The organism is Polaribacter sp. HL-MS24 (assembly GCF_032758595.1).
GTDB lineage: Bacteria > Bacteroidota > Bacteroidia > Flavobacteriales > Flavobacteriaceae > Polaribacter.
This window is the reverse complement of the sequence record NZ_CP136415.1, coordinates 2344820-2365331: the sequence shown is the minus strand read 5'-3', so window position 1 is coordinate 2365331 and position 20512 is coordinate 2344820. Positions and strand designations below refer to the sequence as shown.

The 20512-nt window shown below is 35.0% G+C and carries 16 protein-coding genes and 2 pseudogenes; 14 read left to right on the top strand and 4 right to left on the bottom strand.

The window, feature by feature from the left end; genetic code table 11:
• Nucleotides 1-81 precede the first annotated feature (81 nt).
• From RRF69_RS11200 to RRF69_RS11175, 6 genes are all read left to right on the top strand, one after another.
• The gene (locus RRF69_RS11200; RefSeq protein ID WP_316939865.1) at nucleotides 82-534 is read left to right on the top strand and encodes a cold shock domain-containing protein; all 453 of its coding nucleotides are present in this window, start codon (nucleotides 82-84) and stop codon (nucleotides 532-534) included.
• A gap of 137 nt (nucleotides 535-671) precedes the next feature.
• Nucleotides 672-1565: an EamA family transporter gene (locus RRF69_RS11195; protein ID WP_316939864.1), complete on the top strand. Its 894-nt coding sequence runs from the start codon at nucleotides 672-674 to the stop codon at nucleotides 1563-1565.
• Nucleotides 1566-1807: 242 nt separating this feature from the next.
• Nucleotides 1808-1999: a cold shock domain-containing protein gene (locus RRF69_RS11190; RefSeq protein WP_316939863.1), complete on the top strand. Its 192-nt coding sequence runs from the start codon at nucleotides 1808-1810 to the stop codon at nucleotides 1997-1999.
• Nucleotides 2000-2168: 169 nt separating this feature from the next.
• Entirely contained in the window at nucleotides 2169-3509 is a 1341-nt protein-coding gene (locus RRF69_RS11185) for a DEAD/DEAH box helicase (protein WP_316939862.1), read from the top strand.
• Nucleotides 3510-3524: 15 nt separating this feature from the next.
• Nucleotides 3525-5060 carry an SDR family oxidoreductase gene (locus tag RRF69_RS11180; RefSeq protein ID WP_316939861.1) on the top strand — a complete coding sequence of 512 codons (1536 nt, stop codon included), beginning with the start codon at nucleotides 3525-3527 and terminating at the stop codon, nucleotides 5058-5060.
• Between the two features lie 71 nt (nucleotides 5061-5131).
• A complete protein-coding gene (locus RRF69_RS11175; protein WP_316939860.1) occupies nucleotides 5132-6445 on the top strand; it encodes a DEAD/DEAH box helicase in 1314 nt (437 codons plus the stop codon).
• A 118-nt stretch (nucleotides 6446-6563) separates the two neighbouring features.
• Here RRF69_RS11175 and RRF69_RS11170 read toward each other — a convergent pair whose 3' ends face one another.
• The 4 genes from RRF69_RS11170 to RRF69_RS11155 form a co-directional block, all read right to left on the bottom strand.
• Nucleotides 6564-6932 carry a DUF4258 domain-containing protein gene (locus RRF69_RS11170; RefSeq protein WP_316939859.1) on the bottom strand — a complete coding sequence of 123 codons (369 nt, stop codon included), beginning with the start codon at nucleotides 6930-6932 and terminating at the stop codon, nucleotides 6564-6566.
• Nucleotides 6933-6980: 48 nt separating this feature from the next.
• On the bottom strand, nucleotides 6981-8177 hold the full coding sequence (locus RRF69_RS11165) for an alanine dehydrogenase (RefSeq protein WP_316939858.1): 1197 nt from the start codon (nucleotides 8175-8177) through the stop codon (nucleotides 6981-6983).
• Nucleotides 8174-8590, bottom strand: coding sequence for a tRNA (adenosine(37)-N6)-threonylcarbamoyltransferase complex ATPase subunit type 1 TsaE (tsaE, locus tag RRF69_RS11160; protein ID WP_316939857.1), 417 nt, complete (start codon nucleotides 8588-8590; stop codon nucleotides 8174-8176). The genes RRF69_RS11165 and tsaE overlap by 4 nt, the downstream gene beginning before the upstream one ends.
• 97 nt (nucleotides 8591-8687) lie before the next feature.
• On the bottom strand, nucleotides 8688-10235 hold the full coding sequence (locus RRF69_RS11155) for a bifunctional response regulator/alkaline phosphatase family protein (protein ID WP_316941145.1): 1548 nt from the start codon (nucleotides 10233-10235) through the stop codon (nucleotides 8688-8690).
• A gap of 143 nt (nucleotides 10236-10378) precedes the next feature.
• On the opposite strand from RRF69_RS11155, the gene RRF69_RS11150 reads away from it, so the two are divergent.
• The 8 genes and pseudogenes from RRF69_RS11150 to RRF69_RS11115 all read left to right on the top strand — a co-directional run bounded on the left by RRF69_RS11150 (nucleotide 10379) and on the right by RRF69_RS11115 (nucleotide 20393).
• Nucleotides 10379-11614 carry an HD domain-containing protein gene (locus RRF69_RS11150; RefSeq protein WP_316939856.1) on the top strand — a complete coding sequence of 412 codons (1236 nt, stop codon included), beginning with the start codon at nucleotides 10379-10381 and terminating at the stop codon, nucleotides 11612-11614.
• Between the two features lie 23 nt (nucleotides 11615-11637).
• Complete coding sequence (gene lpxD / locus RRF69_RS11145) at nucleotides 11638-12681, top strand: UDP-3-O-(3-hydroxymyristoyl)glucosamine N-acyltransferase (RefSeq protein ID WP_316939855.1); 1044 nt, start codon at nucleotides 11638-11640, stop codon at nucleotides 12679-12681.
• Nucleotides 12674-14066: pseudogene (locus RRF69_RS11140) on the top strand (bifunctional UDP-3-O-[3-hydroxymyristoyl] N-acetylglucosamine deacetylase/3-hydroxyacyl-ACP dehydratase). The gene lpxD and the pseudogene RRF69_RS11140 overlap by 8 nt, the downstream one beginning before the upstream one ends.
• 3 nt (nucleotides 14067-14069) lie before the next feature.
• Nucleotides 14070-14852: an acyl-ACP--UDP-N-acetylglucosamine O-acyltransferase gene (gene lpxA, locus RRF69_RS11135; protein ID WP_316939854.1), complete on the top strand. Its 783-nt coding sequence runs from the start codon at nucleotides 14070-14072 to the stop codon at nucleotides 14850-14852.
• A gap of 40 nt (nucleotides 14853-14892) precedes the next feature.
• Nucleotides 14893-15458, top strand: a pseudogene (gene efp / locus RRF69_RS11130) (elongation factor P).
• Between the two features lie 2 nt (nucleotides 15459-15460).
• Nucleotides 15461-16387 (top strand): UDP-3-O-(3-hydroxymyristoyl)glucosamine N-acyltransferase, encoded by a 927-nt coding sequence (locus RRF69_RS11125; protein WP_316939853.1) that lies wholly within the window; start codon nucleotides 15461-15463, stop codon nucleotides 16385-16387.
• Nucleotides 16388-16455: 68 nt separating this feature from the next.
• Nucleotides 16456-17331, top strand: a complete 876-nt coding sequence (gene sucD, locus RRF69_RS11120; RefSeq protein WP_316939852.1) for a succinate--CoA ligase subunit alpha — start codon at nucleotides 16456-16458, stop codon at nucleotides 17329-17331.
• Between the two features lie 101 nt (nucleotides 17332-17432).
• Entirely contained in the window at nucleotides 17433-20393 is a 2961-nt protein-coding gene (locus RRF69_RS11115; RefSeq protein WP_316939851.1) for a M16 family metallopeptidase, read from the top strand.
• The last annotated feature ends 119 nt before the right edge of the window (nucleotides 20394-20512 follow it).

The following is a 20512-nucleotide window of genomic DNA, read 5'->3' as shown; positions in this document are numbered from 1 at the left end:
TTAAATTTGTTTGTTTGTAATTTTAAGTAAAGTATTTTATCTTTATAATCATCTATAATCTTTAAAATATTTATTTAATTAATGGCAAAATCGCAACAAACCTTTAGTAAGAGTGAAAAAGAGAAAAAGCGCTTAAAAAAGCGTCTTGACAAGAAGAAGAAGATGGATGCCCGTAAGGCTGACCGAGATGAAAATGGAACAGAAGGAATCCAGTTTGCCTATGTAGACCATGATGGAAACTTAACAGACACTCCACCAGATCCAGATTTAAAAGTAGAAATAGAACTGGAAGACATTGCAGTATCTGTTCCTAAGAAAGAAGATTTACCAGAAGAAGACCCTGTAAGAAAAGGAAAAGTATCTTTCTTTGATTCATCCAAAGGTTTCGGATTTATTATCGATTCAATAAATAATGAAAAATATTTCACTCACGTAAGTGGTTTAATTGATACCATTGTAGAAAATGATAAAGTATCTTTCGAATTGGAAAGAGGAATGAGAGGAATGAATGCTGTGAAAGTGACTAAAATATAGTATTCATCACCTCAAAATATACAAACTCTGCTGAATTAGCAGAGTTTTTTTTTGAACATCATAAGACCAATCAAATCTCATTGATTCCCGCTAAAAATTCAATTTATTAGTCTAAATTCGCGGGCTAAATCAATATTTTGAAAATAGATAAAAAACAGCTTTTAATACTCTTAGCATTTTTCTCAATTTATTTCATTTGGGGTTCTACCTATTTACTGAATAAAATTGCTGTTTCTGAAATCCCTGCATTTTCGTTGGCAGCTGTTCGTTTTTTGACTGCTGGAAGCTTAATTTTAGGAATCGCTAAAATTTTAAAGAAGTCTTTACGGATTTCAATAAAACAATTATTAAACGCATTCATAGCTGGATTTCTTTTTCTAGTATATGGAAATGGGGTATTTGTGTGGGCACTAAACTATATTGATAGTGGTTTTGCAGCATTATTAGCTTCTACTCAACCTTTGTTTGTACTTCTCTTAATGCGTTTGATTGACGGAAAAAGAATGCAAATAAAGTCCATTATTGGAGTAACACTCGGAATGTTTGGTATGTACTTACTCGTCAGTCAAAAAGGGGTTTCCTCAAAAGAGGGGAGTCTATTCGCAATTATTGTCATGTTCAGTTGTGTTTTGAGTTGGAGTTATGGTAGCATTTTTGTTTCCAAAGCAGATTTGCCTAAAAATTTCTTTGTGAGTACGGGATATCAAATGCTCATTGCAGGTGTCTTTTTATTGGCGATTAGTTTTGGCTTGCAAGAAACCTGGGTTTCACCATCTCTCTGGAGTTTAAATGCTCAGCTCTCCGTTATTGGATTGATTCTTTTTGGTGGAATTGTAGCATTTACCTCTTTTAACTTTTTATTGAAAAATGTTTCTCCAGATAAGGTATCTACATCGGCTTATGTAAATCCCATCGTTGCGATGCTTTTAGGTTGGTATGTATTGGAGGAACAATTGAGCAATCAATCTATAATTGCAGCGGTAATTCTCTTAACGGGGGTCTATTTCATCACGTCTCGGAAGCGATTATAACTGATTATCAATAAAATAGTAATTTTTAACACATTTTGAATGTAGAAAAAAAGGCTTCTTTTTTCTTTGATAAAAGAGACTTTAAACCCCCTGATACATTCATATAAGTTCTTGAAACTGTCTAGATTTTAAGGAGTAAGTCACTGAAAAAATAAAAATAAAATTAAAATAAGTGAATTAAAGTTGTGTGAAGTAGAAACATAGTTCTATCTTTGTACCTTAATTAATTTAATAACAATATAATGAGTAAAGGAACAGTAAAGTTTTTCAATGAATCTAAAGGATTTGGATTTATCACTGAAGAAGGAGTTGAAAAAGATCATTTCGTACACATTTCTGGATTAATCGATGAGATTAATGAAGGAGATCAAGTTGAATTTGACTTACAAGAAGGAAACAAAGGATTAAATGCAGTTAACGTAAAAGTTATCTAAATATATACTTAAAGTTTTTAAAAAGACCCATCAAAAATGATGGGTCTTTTTTATTACGCCTATTTCAGTAAAATTCCAACTTTACAACCTTTAATAAATCCTCAGAATATTGCAGCACTAAGTATATTTTCTGCCAAAAGTGTCAGTATCTTTGCATAAATTTTTTTTCATGTCAAATCTTTTTTCCAATTTAGGAATTAATTCAGAAATTCAACAACGTTTATCTGATATTCAAATCGTTAACCCTACAGATATTCAAAAGAAAGTTATCCCAGTATTTTTATCTCAAACAGAAGATGTGGTTGCCTTGGCCAAAACAGGAACTGGAAAAACTGCTGCTTTTGGTTTGCCACTGATACAACTAATCGATCCTAAGAATACTGCCATCCAAGCAGTTATTTTAGCTCCTACTAGAGAACTCGGGCAGCAAATTCACACCAATTTAGAGTCTTTTGCTGCGCACAGTCCAGAGGTATCTATTGCGGTAATCTGTGGTGGGATACCGATAAAACCTCAAATTGATCGATTAAAAGCAACTACACATATTGTAGTAGCTACCCCCGGCCGTTTGGCTGATCTTGTTAAACGTGAGGCCATAGATCTCTCAAATATCCAGTATTTTATTTTGGATGAAGCCGATGAAATGGTCAGTGCTTTAAAAGAAGGCTTGGACAGCATCATTAAAGTAATTCCAAAAAAGAGAAGAACCCTCTTGTTCACAGCAACACTTTCTGGAGCAATCAAACAGATGGTGAATAATTATATGGCAACTGCGGTTGTGCACCTAGAGGCAGATATGAAAACTCTTGGACATCAGGGGATTGATCACCAGTATGTCATTGTTGAACCAATTGAAAAATTGGAGGTTTTACTACATTTTTTAAATACCAAAGAAGGACAAAGAGGAATTATTTTTTGTAAAACAAAAGCGGCCGTAAACAAATTGGCCAAAAACCTAGCAATCAATAAATTTTCTTCTGGTGCATTGCACGGGAGTTTGACTCAGGGAATTAGAGATCGTATTATGGGTCAATTTAGAGAAGGTCATCTTGATATTCTTGTGGCAACAGATTTGGCAGCACGTGGTATTGACGTAAAAGAAATTTCCTATGTAATCAATTATCACTTACCCGATACCTATGATACCTATGTGCACCGTAGCGGTAGAACTGCGAGAGCAGGGGCAAAGGGACTTTCTTTAACTATTTTACAACAAGAAGAAGCACAAGAGATGGTTCATTTTGAAAAAGAATTAGGAATCGTTTTCAAGGCTTTTCAGAAAGCAGATGCGCAAAGTATCGAGGAAAATAATGGTTTGCTATGGGCGAAAAAAATCTTTAAAACCAAACCCAACAAGACCCTTTCAGAAGAATTTAGAAAGAAAGTGAGAACGGTCTTTCATCACTTAACCAAAGAAGAGTTGATTGAAAAATTATTGGCAAATCACATTGCACAAACAACTGTTTCGATTGCCAAAACAGAAGTGACTAAAAAGAAATCTAAAAAGTAATCGCAGGATCATTATATGAGCAATCAACAGCAACCTACCGATATCGATTCCTGCATTAAAACTTTACAGAGTTTGTTGGCGGATACCAATCAATTGTTCGAGTTACCCGAAGCACAACGCGTTGCGCTATTTAAGGTTGCAGGAGAATTGACAAGACCCAATCGTGATGAATTTGAACGTCGAAGGAAAGATGCTAAAAAGGCAGCAAAACGCAAAATGATTGCCAAAGATGTACATGCACGGAAGTCAACGGGAATCCGTTCAGCTCGTGAGGCAGCACTCTTTGTAGCTCCCAAATTACTTGCAGCTACTTCAATTTCAGAAGAGACTCCAGAACTAGAATCTCCTCGAAACTGTTACGTTTGTAAAACTGTTTTCACGAAGTTACATCATTTTTATGATACCATGTGTACCCCTTGCGGTGATTTGAACTATGCGAAACGGTTTCAAACAACCGATTTAAAAGATCAGGTTGCAGTTATTACAGGTTCTCGATTAAAAATTGGGTATCACATCACATTAATGTTACTGCGTTCGGGAGCAACCGTAGTGGCAACGACTCGTTTTCCTGCAGATTCTGCCATTCGTTTTTCCAAAGAAGAAGATTATAAAGATTGGAGTGACCGATTGCATATTCACGGGTTGGATTTGCGTCACATCCCAAGTGTAGAGATTTTTTGTAATTATATAGAACAAAAATATGATCGATTGGATATCCTGATCAACAATGCAGCTCAAACCGTACGAAGACCCTCTGGGTTTTATTTTCATTTGATGGAAAACGAGAAACTTCCGATTGATCAATTACCGAAGCTGGCAATAAAACTCCTCGAAAATCATATTGAATGCCTACAAGAATTGACTGATTTGAGTATTGGTACTTCAAAAACAAGTAAGAATAATGTACTCCCCGTAACATGGCATGGTCCAGAACCTGGAATTGGGCTACGAAATTCAGCAGCTCTTTCTCAAATTCCTTACAGCTTTGATAATTCTTTGCAAACATCAGAAGTTTTTCCAGAAGGAAAACTAGATGCTGACTTACAGCAGGTAGATTTAAGAAAAACCAACAGTTGGCGTTTGAAATTGGGCGAAATTGAAACTACAGAAATGGTCGAAGTTCAGTTGGTAAATGCTGTAGCACCTTTTGTTTTATGCAATCGTTTGTCAAATTTAATGAAAAAACAGAATACTGGTAAGAAGCATATTATCAATGTATCTGCAATGGAAGGTAAGTTTCACCGATTTAAAAAAGTAGACCGACATCCACATACCAACATGGCAAAAGCAGCATTGAACATGTTGACACATACCTCTTCAGCAACATTTGCAAAATCAGGAATCTATATGAATGCTGTAGATACCGGTTGGGTAACGGACGAAGATCCTGCTGAATTGTCTAAAAAGAAAGTAGAGATCCATGATTTTCAGCCTCCCTTAGACATTGTCGATGGTGCTGCACGAGTAATGGATCCTTTAATTGATGGAATCAACACTGGAAAGCACTGGTCAGGAAAATTTTTAAAAGATTATTTTCCAATTGACTGGTAGCTTTGAATAGGGATAAGCGAAAAGCAAAGAAGGAGTAAGGAGTTTCATTCACAAGTTAAGTAAAAAAAGATATGGCAAATACGATCAAAGATCAACAAGATATTTTAGCAAAACTAAATATTCTCGCATTGAACCCAATGCAAGAGGAGGCTATTTCACTCATAGAATCCAATACCAATACAATTTTACTTTCCCCAACAGGGACTGGGAAAACACTGGCGTTTTTATTACCAATTATTCAAACCTTAGATCCAGATTCGGAAGAAGTACAAGTTTTAATTTTGGTGCCTTCACGCGAATTGGCAATTCAAATAGAACAGGTAGTTCGCAATATGGGTTCTGGTTTTAAAGTCAATGCCGTATATGGTGGACGTCCAATGTCTAAAGATAAAATCGAATTGAAACATGTTCCTACTATTTTAATTGGTACTCCAGGTCGAATTTCAGATCATTTTGCCAATGAACGTTTTTCTAAAGATCATATTAAAACGCTGATTTTAGATGAATTTGACAAATCATTGGAAGTAGGCTTTGAATATGAAATGAGAGGAATAATCAATCAATTAACTTCTTTGAACAAACGCGTTCTAACTTCTGCCACACAAGGGGTAGAAATCCCTGATTTTGTAAGATTAGATCAACCCAAAATCATCAATTACTTAAAGAAAAAAGTGGATTCAAAGTTGGAAGTAAAAACTGTGGTTGCTTCATCAAAGAACAAAACACAGACCCTAGTAGATTTGATTTTACACCTTGGAAATCAGCCCGGAATTGTATTCTGTAATTTAAAAGACAGTATCTCAAAGGTGAGTCAGGTTTTAGATAAAAATAAAATAGCACACAGTACTTTTTCTGGAGGAATGGAACAAAGAGAGCGAGAACGCTCTTTGATTAAATTCAGAAATGGAACCAGTCAAATTTTGATTGCAACCGATTTGGCAGCAAGAGGAATAGATATTCCTGAATTGAAATATATCATTCATTTTGAGCTTCCTAAAGCCGCAGAAGAATTTACACATAGAAATGGAAGAACTGCGAGAGTAGACGCGAAAGGAACTGCTTATGTACTGAAATGGGAAAAAGAAACCTTACCCGAATTCATCAAGAAATCAAAAATTGAAGATATTTCTAAAAAAGCTCCTCGAAAACCACAATTTTGGGAAACCTTATTCATTTCTGGAGGTAGAAAAGATAAAATTTCAAAAGGAGACATTGCAGGCTTGTTTTTTAAACAAGGAAACATTACCAAAGATCAACTGGGGGACATAGAGTTGAAACAAGATTGTGCTTTTGTTGCAGTACCTCTAAGTATTGCTGATGAGTTGGTGGAAAAACTAAACAATAGCCGTTTGAAGAAAAAGAAAGTTCGGGTGACCTTAACATAGGGTCACTCATACATAACCAATGAAACCGCTCCTATTTTGATGCGGTTTTTTTTGTAATTTAAAATGAGAGTGTGTAGTTGAGTTAGTGCCCTAAGTATCCTATAAAAAAAACACTTATCTATCGAACGATTACTTTTTCAATAGTGGCTGTAGAATCGCAACGTTGTATCAAGAGACTGACGTTCTTCAATTCCTTTGTTCCTGAAATATAATAGTCGGCACATGGTTTTTGTCTCGGGTTTCCCTTTCCAAAATCCACATTACCTAAATGTAAAATAGTAGAAATATTTGTGGTGTCTATGTGATGTTGTTGCATGGTCATTAGTGCATCATCTGAAAACACCCGTTTTTTGATTCGAATGGTTTTGAGAGTTCTGGCATCCATTCCATAGTCAAAAGTGGCGTTTTTTTGTTGCCAAAAGAAATATACTCCTACTGATCCTAAAGACAGTCCTACTAAATAATAAAAAATTCTTTTAACAAGCATGGTTTCCTTTTGATCTGCAAATTTAGGTTTTTAATGGTAGAGAATCCCTTATAAAATCAATAAATTAATATCTCTATACGGAAGATCAAACCAATCTGCAATCGTTTTATTGGTTAGAACTCCATGATAAAAATACATCCCATTTCGTAAACTTTTATCAAAGCGAGCAGTATTCTCAAATCCGCCTTCTTCGGCAATGTTTAAGAGGTATGGAGTAAAAATATTACTTATCGATACCGAGGCGGTTCTTGCATAACGAGCAGGGATGTTAGGCACACAATAATGAATGACTCCATGTTTAATGAAAGTAGGTGTGGTATGGGTGGTTACGTTAGAAGTTTCAAAACATCCACCAGTATCTATGCTTACATCGACAATGATGGCGCCTTCTTTCATTTTTTCAACCATCCCTTCAGTGGCAATTATTGGAGATCTATTTTTCCCTCGAATTGCTCCAATAGCGACATCACATCGCATCAAGGCTTTTGTCAAGGATTTTGGTTGCACTGTAGAAGTGTAAATTGGTGCGTTTAAGCAATGCTGTAGTTTTCTAAGTTTGGTAATCGAATTGTCAAAAACTTTAACTCTAGCTCCCAATCCAATTGCGGTTCTAGCAGCAAATTCGCCCACAGTTCCTGCACCCAAAATCACCACACTGGTGGGGGGTACTCCTCCAATATTTCCAAAAAGCAATCCATTTCCTTTATTCACGCCGCTCATTAATTCGCCTGCTATTAAAACTGAGGCAGTTCCTGCAATTTCACTCAGGGATTTTACAATTGGATAGCTATCATCTTCATCTTTGATAAAATCAAACGCAATGGCAGTAATTCTCTTTTTGGCCAAACATTCAAAATAATGTTTGTTCTGAGTTTTTAGTTGCATTGAAGAAACTAAAATTGCTTGTGGATTGATATAAGAAATTTCCTTTTCTGAAGGAGGAGCTACTTTTAAGATAATCGTACATTTAAAAGCTTCTTCACTATTGTAAGATATTTTGGCACCTGCATCCGAATATTCTTTGTCTGTAAAGTTTGCGCCATCACCTGCACCCGTTTCAATAACAATTCGATGTCCATTTGCAGTAAAGGCAGCTACTGCATCTGGAGTTAAACAAACACGTTTTTCACCTAAGAATGATTCTTTGGGTAAGCCAATAAAAAGGGTTCCTTTTCGCTTTTTAATTTCTAGCATTTCTGTTTGAGGCAACAACTCTTCTGGACTGAAAGGGGAAAAAGAACTCATATGTGTGACGTTAATTGAATGTTACGCTGTCCATTTTCTAATATTGATAAATGAATCTGAACAGCATCTAAAGGTAGTAAATTTTCGATATTCTCTGGCCATTCAATCAAGCACCAATGATTTTTGTCGAAATAATCTTCAATTCCCATATCCAAAGCTTCTTCCTCTTCTGTAATTCTGTAAAAATCGAAGTGAAAAACTGACTCATTTTCTTGAGTGTGATATTCATTTACCAATGAGAAAGTAGGAGAGGAGACTCGATCTTCTATGCCCAAAGCTGCACAAATTTCTTTGATCAATGTAGTTTTTCCTACACCCATTTCTCCGTAAAACAAGACCGTTTTGTGTTTTGCAGATGCAATTACTTCATGGGCAATGGCCCCTAAGTCTTTTAAAGAGTAGTTTTTGTTCATCTTGCAAAAATAAGAAACCTTTGGAATAGTTCTATCCCAATTTAAGTACTTCTCAAAGATTAGTAATTTCTGTCAATCTTCTTTTTGCTGCAAAAACTTACTTAGGGCTATATATTGCACAAGGAATGATCATTTCTTCCAATGATATTCCTCCATGTTGATAGGAATTTTTATAATACTTGACAAAATGATTAAAGTTATTGGGATAAGCAAAAAACAAATCTTCTTTCGCGAAAATAAAAGGACTGTTGATTGCAACTGCTGGCAAGAAAATATCTTTCGGGTTTCGAACCGCATACACATCTTTTTCTTCGTAAGAGAGACTTCTTCCTGTTTTGTAGCGAAGATTGGAACTGATGTTTTTATCGCCAATTACTTTGGTTGGATGTTTACAATTGATCGTTCCATGATCAGTAGTTATGATTAATTTTTGACCCAGTAATTGTGCTTTTTGTATGATTTCAAACAAAGGAGAGTTTTTAAACCAACTAAGGGTCAAAGAGCGATATGCTTTGTCATCACCTGCCAACTCTTTGATCACTTCCATATCCGTTTTGGAATGTGAGAGCATATCTACAAAATTATAGACCACAGCAGTCAAATCGTTTTGTTTGGTACCATTATAATTGTCTGCTAATTCTTTCCCGTTTTTTAAACTGGTAATCTTATAGTATTGGTGATTGATGTCTAGTCCCAATCGTTTTATTTGGTCAGTAAGAAATTCATTTTCAAAAAGATTCATCCCTCCTTCATCGGTGTCGTTTTTCCAAAATTCTGGAAAACGTTTTTCCATTTCAGAAGGCATTAAGCCCGAGAATAGAGCATTTCTTGCATATTGTGTTGCCGTTGGTAAAATTGAAAAGTAAGAATACTCATCTTCTTTTTTATAATAGGTATTGATCAGGGGTTCTAAGATTCTAAATTGATCGTAACGTAAATTATCTACCACAACCCACAACACTCCTTGATCTTTACTCAAATGGGGCATCACATAATTTTTAAACACGGTATGCGAAAAAGTCGGTTTGTCATGAGCTGTGAGAAAATCTGCGTAATTTTTTTTAATAAACTTAAAAAATTGAGTGTTAGCCTCTTGTTTTTGACTTTCTAAAATCCCCAACATTCCTGCATCACTGATATATTCTAACTCTAACTCCCAATGAACTAGTTTCTTGTATAGTTCAATCCACTCTTCGTAAGAGTTTACCATCGACAAATCAATGGAAATTTTTCTAAATTCCTGCTGATAACTCGAGGTAGTTTTTTCTGAAACTAATCGAGAATGGTCTAAATTTTTCTTTAGACTTAGTAATATTTGGCTAGGGTTGACAGGCTTTATTAAGTAATCTGCTATTTTAGAACCAATAGCTTCTTCCATAAGATACTCTTCTTCACTTTTAGTTATCATAACTACTGGCAAATTTGCCTGTTTTTGTTTGATTTCTGAAAGGGTTTCTAAACCTGAAATTCCAGGCATATTTTCATCTAAAAAAACAATGTCAAAGTTTTGTTCACTTACCAGATCTATTGCGTCTGAACCATTGGTACAAGAAGTTACTTCATAGTTTTTTCGTTCTAAAAATAAAATATGTGGTTTTAACAAATCGATCTCATCATCTACCCATAAAATCTGTATGTTTTTCATCATTGCTCAATTTTATAATCACTAACGATAAAAGTATTCATTTGTTATTGCTTTTCAAGCTTTAAAATGATAAAATATTGCCAATAAAATAAAGTTCTAAAGTATTGTTTGTATTTTGCGCTACAATCAATAGATCTGTAACATTGAAATCAAACAAATTAAAAATATTAAACGATCCTATCTACGGATTCACTAAAATTCCAAATTCATTATTATTTGATATTATTGAACATCCTTATTTCCAAAGGTTGAGAAGAGTGTCTCAAATGGGGCTGTCCAATTTGGTCTATCCAGGAGCAAATCATACGCGTTTTCATCATGCGATTGGATGCATGCATTTGATGCAAAATGCCGTTCATGTATTGCGATTAAAGCAAATTGAAATCTCAGACGAAGAAGCAAATGCCTTATACATTGCTATTTTATTGCATGATATTGGTCATGGTGCATTTTCACATGCTCTTGAACACAGCATTGTTGATGGAATTTCTCATGAGGAAATTTCTTTACAATTCATGAAAAAATTAAATCACCAATTTGAGGGTCAGCTAACTTTAGCCATTGAGATTTTCGAAGGAAAATATCCTAGAAAATTTTTCAACCAGCTAATTTCAAGTCAACTAGACATTGATCGATTGGATTATCTAAGAAGAGATAGTTTTTATACCGGTGTTGCTGAAGGGAATATTTCTTCAGAAAGATTAATAGCTATGATGAATGTTGCAAATGATTCCTTGGTTATTGAACAAAAAGGAATTTATTCTGTTGAAAAATTTTTAATCGCACGCAGATTGATGTATTGGCAAGTATATCTGCATAAAACTGGATTATCTGCAGAGAATATGTTGGTCAATGTTTTGCGCAGGGCTAAAGAATTGTCTGAGGGAGGTGCTAAACTCTTTGCAAGCAAAGCTTTGTTCTTTTTTTTGAACACAAAAATTTCAAAAGAAAACTTTACTGATTCAACCTTAGAGATTTTTTCAAAGTTAGATGATTATGATATTTTATCAGCCATTAAAGAGTGGACAGCACATTCTGACAGGGTACTTTCTGCACTCTCAAATATGATTGTAAATAGAAAACTCTTAAAAGTAGAGATTCAAGAAAATCCTTTTTCTGAAGAGTATCTTCAAAAGAAAATTTCAAAAATGATGACAAAGATGGAATTTTCAGAAGAAGAAGCTCGTTATTTTGTATTTCAAAAAACCATTAAGAATCAAGCTTACAACCCGTTGTTGCCGATTCAAATTTTGAATAAAAATGGAAAGTTAAGTGATATTGCAAAAGCTTCGGATCAATTAAATTTACAAGCATTGACGAAACCTGTAATTAAACATTTTGTTTGCTATCCAAAGCAAATGAAATTAGCCCAATCCTAAGAAATTTTATATTTTTGCAATTGATGAAATTTACAGCAGAACAAATAGCCGAAATTTTAGAAGGAGAAGTTGTTGGGAACCTAGCAGCAGAAGTTTCTAAATTATCTAAAATAGAAGAAGGAGAAAAAGGGTCATTAACCTTTTTGTCCAACCCAAAGTATACCTCATTTTTATACGAAACTAATGCTTCTATTGCGATTGTGAATAAAAGCTTTGTTCCTGAAAAAGAAGTCAAAACAACGCTCATTAAAGTAGAAGATGCATACAAGTCTTTTTCGAAATTATTAGCATTTTTCAATACCGTAAAAAACAACAAAGTAGGAAGAGAAACTCCTCACTTTATTTCAGATTCAGCGACTATTGGCTCTGAAGCATATATTGGAGCATTTGCCTATATTGGTGCGAATGTAAACATTGGAAACAATGTGAAAATTTACCCCAACGTTTTTATCGGAGACAATGTAACCATTGGAGATCATTCTCTATTGTTTGCTGGTGTCAAAATTTATTCTGATTCTATAATAGGAGCCCACTGTAAAATTCATTCAGGAGCTATTATAGGTGCTGATGGTTTTGGTTTTGCTCCAGACGCGAGTGGAGCCTATACAGCGATACCACAAATAGGAAATGTAATCATAGAAGATCATGTAGATATTGGTGCTTGTGCAACTATCGATCGGGCGACATTGGGCGCAACGATTATTCGCAGCGGAGTGAAGATCGACAATCAAATCCAGATTGCTCACAATGTAGAAATTGGAAAAAATACGGTGATTGCATCTCAAACAGGGATTGCAGGTTCTACCAAAATTGGTGAAAACTGTATGATAGGCGGTCAAGTAGGAATAAGTGGACACTTATCTATAGGAAATCATGTAAAAATATTAGCACAAGCTGGTGTTACTAAAAATATAAAAGACAATGAAATTGTGAATGGAACTCCTGCTTTTAGACTGAAGGACTACAATAAAAGCGCAGTGTATTTTAAAAATCTCCCCGATTTGGCATTAAAAATTAATCAATTAGAAAAAGAGTTTACTACTCAAAAAAGCATTTCAAATGAGTAAAAAACAAAACACAATTCAAAACGAGATTTCACTTACTGGTGTTGGTTTACATACAGGAGTGACAGTTACAATGACATTTAAACCCGCTCCAGCAAATCATGGATTTGCCTTTGTTCGTGTAGATTTGGAAGGAAAACCAACCGTAGAAGCAAAAGCAGAATACGTTGTCAACACACAAAGAGGAACTAACTTAGAGAAAAATGGGGTACAAATTCAAACCTCTGAGCATGTCTTAGCTGCTGCAGTAGGACTTGATATCGATAACTTATTGATAGAAATGAATGCTTCAGAACCGCCAATTATGGATGGTTCTTCTAAGTTTTTTATAGAAGCCCTTGAAAAGGCAGGTATTCAAGAATTAGACGCAGAAATTGATGAATATATTGTCAAAGAAGTGATTTCTTTTAAAGATGAAGCTTCTGGAAGTGAAATTATTTTGATGCCTTCTGAAGAATATCAAGTAACGACTATGGTTGATTTTGGTACGAAAATCTTAGGAACTCAAAATGCAACATTGACCGCTATTTCAGATTTTAAAGATGAAATTGCCGATGCAAGAACCTTTAGTTTCTTACACGAAATTGAAATGCTTTTAGAAAATGATTTGATAAAAGGAGGAGATTTAAACAATGCCATTGTGTATGTCGACAAGGAATTGTCTGACGACACTATGGAGAAATTAAAAAAAGCGTTCAACAAAGAACATATAGCTGTTCAACCCAACGGTATTTTGGATAACCTCAGTTTACACTGGGCAAATGAGGCCGCAAGACATAAATTGTTAGATGTTATTGGCGATTTGGCACTTGTAGGGACTCGAATTCGAGGAAAAGTTATTGCCAACAAACCAGGACATCAAGTCAATACCTTGTTTGCAAAAAAATTATCCAATATTATCAAAATAGAGAAACGAAATAAAGTTCCTCATTACGATTTAAATTTACCCCCATTGTTAGATATCCATCAGATTATGGATATTTTACCACACAGGCCTCCATTTTTACTCGTGGATCGTGTTTTAGAACTTTCTTCGACACATGTTGTTGGAATGAAAAATGTAACGATGAATGAGGATTTCTTTGTAGGTCATTTTCCTGGTTCGCCAGTAATGCCAGGAGTTTTACAAGTAGAAGCTATGGCACAATGTGGAGGGATCTTAGTTTTGAGTACCGTATCAGATCCAGAAAATTACTTGACTTATTTTATGAAAATGGACAATGTAAAGTTCAAACAAAAAGTATTGCCTTGGAGATACATTGATTTTTAAATGTGATTTGATTACGCCTATTCGAAGAGGAATTTGCCATATGCAAGCCTATGCTTACGCAAACGGAAAGTTAGTAGCCGAAGCAGAATTAATGGCTCAAATTTCAAAAATAAAATAGCCTATGAATCAACCATTAGCATACGTACATCCACAAGCAAAAATTGCTAGAAATGTTGTAATAGAACCTTTTACGACCATCCATAACAATGTAATTATTGGATCAGGTACTTGGATTGGATCCAATGTAACTATCATGGAAGGAGCACGAATTGGTAAAGACTGTCGAATCTTCCCTGGAGCAGTCATCTCAGCTATTCCACAAGACCTAAAATTTGAAGGAGAAGACTCTTTGACAGTTATTGGAGACAATACAACCATTCGTGAATGTGTAACAATCAACAGAGGAACAAATGCATCTGGTAAAACAGAAATCGGAGACAATTGTCTGATTATGGCAACAGCTCATATCGCTCATGACTGTATTATTGGTAATAATTCGATTGTAGTGAATGGTGTTGCCTTAGGAGGGCATGTAACTATTGGTGAACATGCAATTATAGGGGGTTTGGCAGCAGTACATCAGTTTATTCATATAGGAGATCACGCCATGGTTTCAGGAGGATCTCTCGTTCGAAAAGATGTTCCCCCTTTTACAAAAGCGGGGAAAGAACCACTGTCCTATGTGGGAATCAATTCTATCGGATTGAGAAGAAGAGGTTTTTCAACAGAGAAAATCAGAGAAATTCAAAATATCTATCGAATTCTCTATCAAAGTAAATACAACAATACCCAAGCCTTAGAGAAAATAGAAGCTGAAATGGAAGCGACTACCGAAAGAGATGAAATCATCCTTTTCATTCGAAACTCTCAACGAGGAATCATGAAAGGGTACATGGGAAGTTAAAAATTTGAGAACTTAATCACATAATAATTAAAATAAGAAAATGGCTACAACATCAGATATAAGAAACGGTTTATGTATAAGTTACAATAACGATATTTATAAAGTCGTTGAATTTTTACATGTGAAGCCTGGAAAGGTCCCGCATTTGTAAGAACAAAATTAAAGAGTGTTACCAACGGAAAAGTTGTAGACAATACCTTCCCTGCTGGAAGAAAGATTGAAGATATTCGAGTTGAAACTCATAAGTTTCAGTATTTATACAATGATGGTGATATCTATCATTTTATGAATGAAAAAGACTATTCCCAAATTCAATTACAAAAATCTGTTTTAGACGCACCTTCCTTAATGAAAGAAGGAGAAATTGTAACCATCATTATCAATGCTGAAGACAATATGCCATTGTCTGTAGACATGCCAGCTAGTGTTGTTTTAGAAGTAACCCATACGGAACCTGGAATTAAAGGAAATACGGCAACCAATGCTACCAAACCTGCAACGGTTGAAAGCGGAGCAATCGTTAATGTTCCTCTGTTCATCAACGAAGGAGATAAGATTAAGGTAGAAACTACCAAAGGAACCTATCAAGAAAGAATTAAAGAATAATTTTGAAATTTAATATTCCTCAAACTTTATCACAGATAGCGCAACTTATCAATACTGATTTTGTGGGCGATTCCAATTTTTCAATCACAGGAATTAATGAAATTCACGTGGTTGTTAAAGGAGATATTGTATTTGTTGATCATCCTAAATATTACGATAAAGCATTGAATTCTGCGGCAACTACCATTTTAATTAATAAAAAGGTTCCCTGTCCAGAAGGAAAAGCATTGTTAATTTCGGAAGATCCTTTTCGTGATTTTAATAAAATAACCAAACACTTCAATCCCTTTATCGCAGCAAAAGTTAGCATTGCTGAAAGTGCTATTATTGGAGAGGGGACAGTAATTCAACCCAATGTTTTTATTGGAAATAAGGTACGCATAGGTCGCAATTGTATCATTCATCCAAATGTTGCAATTTATGACCATACCGTCATTGGAGACAATGTAAATATTCATGCAAATACAGTCTTGGGAGCTGATGCCTTTTATTATAAAAACAGAGCAGACGGATTTGATCAATTACTTTCAGGAGGACGGGTTGTTTTGGAAGACAATGTCGATTTAGGCGCATCTTGTACGATTGATAGAGGTGTTACTGGCGATACAAAAATTGGAAATGGAACCAAGATTGACAATCAGGTGCACGTTGGGCATGATACTGTAATTGGGAAAAAGTGTTTAATTGCTTCTCAAACAGGAATCGCAGGTTGTGTAATCATTGAAGATGAAGTGACCATTTGGGGGCAGGTCGGTACCAATAGCGGAATTACAATTGGCAAAGGAGCTGTGATTCTTGGGCAAACAGGAGTTACAAAATCGGTTAAAGGAGGGAAATCATACTTTGGAACACCGATCGCAGAATCGAGAGAAAAGCTAAAAGAAATGGCAGAAATGAAGCGATTTTTAAAAGACCGAAAGAATTCTTAAAATTCTTTTTTTACGACTTACAATAAACTATTTTTGCACCAGTAAAAAAATAAAAAAAATAAAAACCAATGAGTGTTTTAGTAAATAAAAATTCAAAAATTATAGTTCAAGGTTTTACAGGTGGTGAAGGTACGTTTCATGCGGGTCAAATGATTGATTACGGAACCAACGTAGTTGGTGGTGTAACACCAGGTAAAGGTGGTCAAAAACATTTAGACAAACCTGTTTTTAACACTGTGTTAGAAGCTGTTGAAAAAGTAGGAGCAGATACTTCAATAATTTTTGTACCTCCAGCTTTTGCTGCTGATGCAATAATGGAAGCTGCTGATGCGGGAATCAAAGTAATTATTTGTATTACTGAAGGGATTCCTACTGCTGACATGGTTAAAGTGAAAGCCTATATCGATGCAAAAGATTGTACGCTAGTAGGACCTAACTGTCCAGGAGTGATTACTCCAGGCGAGGCTAAAGTGGGAATTATGCCCGGATTTATCTTTAAAAAAGGAAATGTAGGAATCGTTTCTAAATCTGGAACTTTAACCTACGAAGCTGCAGACCAAGTTGTAAAACAAGGTTTTGGTATCAGTACTGCCATTGGTATTGGTGGAGATCCAATTATTGGAACTACTACCAAAGAAGCTGTTGAAATGTTGATGAATGACGACGAAACAATAGCGATAGTAATGATTGGTGAAATTGGCGGAAACTTAGAAGCAGAAGCAGCTCAATGGATCAAAGCAGATGGAAATAGAAAACCAGTTGTTGGTTTTATTGCTGGGCAAACTGCTCCAGCAGGAAGAACAATGGGACATGCTGGTGCAATTGTAGGTGGGGCAGATGACACTGCTCAAGCAAAAATGAAAATTTTAGCTGAAAATGGAGTGCATGTTGTAAGTTCTCCAGCAAAAATTGGAGAAATGGTTGCAAAAGTGTTAAATCGTTAATTTTAACATAAGTAACTGTTAAAATTGTAGTTTTATATAAATATAATCCGTTGAATTTGTAAATTCAACGGATTTTTTTATTTAACAATAAATACATTATTATGAAGCAAATTAAATTATTCTGTATGTGTGTGTTTTTTATCTCAGCTCTAAGTTGTTCAACTAATGAGACAAGTTATGAAACTACAACTCAAAAAGACAGCAACGGTTTTACCTATGAAACTGTGGAGAATGATCCAACAGGATTACGCTTATATACCTTAGAAAATGGGTTAAAAGTATATCTAAGTCAAAATTCTGATGAACCGAAAATCCAAACTTATATCGCTGTTAGGGCGGGTTCAAATTATGATCCAAAGGAATCTACTGGATTGGCTCACTATTTAGAGCATATGTTGTTCAAAGGAACTCATAAAATCGGTTCCGCAGATTGGGAAAAAGAAAAAACCTATTTAGATAAAATTTCTAGGTTATACGAACAGCATCGAGCAGAAAAGGATGCTGCTAAAAAATTAGCTTTGTACAAAGAGATCGATAAGGTTTCCCTAGAAGCATCAAATTATTCTATTGCAAATGAATACGACAAAATGACTGCTTCCCTTGGAGCAACGGGAACAAATGCATACACTTGGTTTGAGCAAACCGTATATACCAATAAAATTCCTGCAAATGAATTTGATAAATGGATCGGATTAGAAGCTGAACGTTTTAGCACATTGGTATTGCGATTGTTTCATACAGAGCTAGAAGCTGTTTTTGAGGAATTCAATCGCGGTCAAGATAATGACTTCAGAAAACGATATGCTGCCATGTTAGAGGGTTTGTTTCCAAATCATCCTTACGGACAACAAACAACTATTGGAACTGGAGAGCATTTAAAAAACCCTTCTATGGTCGATATTAATAATTATTTCAACACGTATTATGTTCCAAATAATATGGCCCTTGTTTTGGTTGGCGATTTAGAATTTGACACTACAATTCAAAAAGTCAATGCTACTTTTGGCACCTTTGAAAGAAAAGAATTGACTCATCCAACTTTGCCGAAAGAAGCACCTATTACAGCGCCTGTAGTCACTGAAGTTTTTGGTCCTACTTCTGAAAATATTTCTCTGGCTTTTAGGTCGGGAGGGACTAATACAGAGGAAGAAAAATTAGTAACCCTTTGTGATATGATCATGGCAAATGGAAATGCTGGAATTATCGATTTAAATTTAAATCAAAAACAATTGGTACAGAGAGCGAGCTGTTCTCCGACATTTTTAAAAGATTACGGATATCATACCTTTACTGGAACTCCAAAATCGGGTCAAACTCTAGATGAGGTGAAAGATTTACTTTTAGCGCAAATACATAAATTAAAGAACGGTGAGTTTGATGAATGGATGATCGAAGCTGTTGTGAATGATTTAAAACTAAATCAAACTAGACAATATGAAAACAATTCAGCTTTGGCAGACTCCTACGTAGATGCCTTTATTTATAATCAAAATTGGTCTGATCGAATTAAATTTTTAGACGATTTAAAGAAAATCACCAAATATGAATTAGTGGCGTTTGCAAACAGTTTTTATACCAATAATTATGTTCTTACTTATAAGAGAAAAGGGACTGATGATAATATTGTAAAAGTTTCCAATCCAGGAATTACTCCAATCAATTTGAATAGGGGTAAAAGTTCAGACTATATCAAAGCATTTAACCAAATTGAATCTGAGCCCTTACAACCAAAATTTGTAGATTATAAAACTGCGATCCAAGAAACACATACGGAAAATGACATCAAGGTTTCCTATGTTGTCAACGAGAAAAATGATTTGTTTGATATGAACATCATTTTTGATATGGGAAGTGATAACGATAAAAAATTATCACTAGCCGCTGGGTATTTAGAATATTTAGGGACTGACAAATTCACCAACGAAGCACTTAAAAAAGAGTTTTACAAATTGGGGATTTCTTATTATGTAAGCACTGCAAAGGACAAAACCTATGTGGGTTTAAATGGTTTAAGAGAAAATTTACCAAAAGGGTTGGAGTTGCTAGAACATCTTTGGGACAATGCGATAGCTGATCAAGAAGCCTATGATAAATACGTGGAGAAAATCTATAAAGGACGCCAAGATGGGAAAACTCAAAAGGGAAATATTCTTTGGAATGGCTTAATGAATTATGGCAAATATGGTGAAGACTCTCCTTTAAGAGATTTGATCCAAATGGACGAATTAAAAGCCATTAATCCAGAGGAATTAGTTGCTTTGATTAAAGACATGAAGAATTACAAACAGCGAGTTTTTTATTACGGCAAGGGTGTTGACGCTGCAGTAGCCTCATTGAATACAAGTCACAAACTCTATGGAGACTTAAAAGAATACCCACCAAAAAAGGAGTACAAAGAAATTGAAACTGGTGGCAATGTATACTTTACTGATTACGATATGGTACAATCAGAAATGTTGTTTTTAGCAAAGGGAGCCCCTTTTGATCCTGAAAACATGGCAGCTTCAACTTTATTTAATACCTATTTTGGTAGTGGCTTATCTTCTATTGTATTTCAAGAGATTAGAGAATCAAAGTCGTTGGCATATTCTGCTTTTGCTTCCTATGAGAATGCATCTAAAAAAGATGCGCCAAACTATGTGATGGCTTATGTGGGTACTCAGGCTAATAAATTGGAACAAGCTGTTGAGGCGATGCTGGATTTGATGAACAACATGCCAGAAGCAGAAAAGCAGTTCAACGCAGCAAAAGAGGCTACTTTAAAGCAGCTAGCAGCACAACGAATTACAAAATCGAATATCTTTTGGTCCTATGAGAGATTGAAAAAATTGGGGATTGAGAATGACAATAGAGAATTGATGTACAATACCATTAAAGGAATGACCTTGAATGATTTGAAAGTATTTTTTGATAAAAATATTAAAGGAGCATCTTATACTGTTTTGGTGATTGGAAATAAGAATGAACTTGACGTGAAGTCATTAAAAAAATTAGGAAAAATAAAAGAATTGGATGTCGACTATTTGTTTAACTACGTTTCAAACAAAGAAGTCAAGCAGTAATTGCAATCATTTTACTTTATGTAAAAGAGCTGTCTAAAAAGGAGCATCTGGTTCATTCTAAATTAGTTATCGTTTCTAATTTGAGTTGAGATTGACCAAGCCAAACCTTTTCTGTCAGC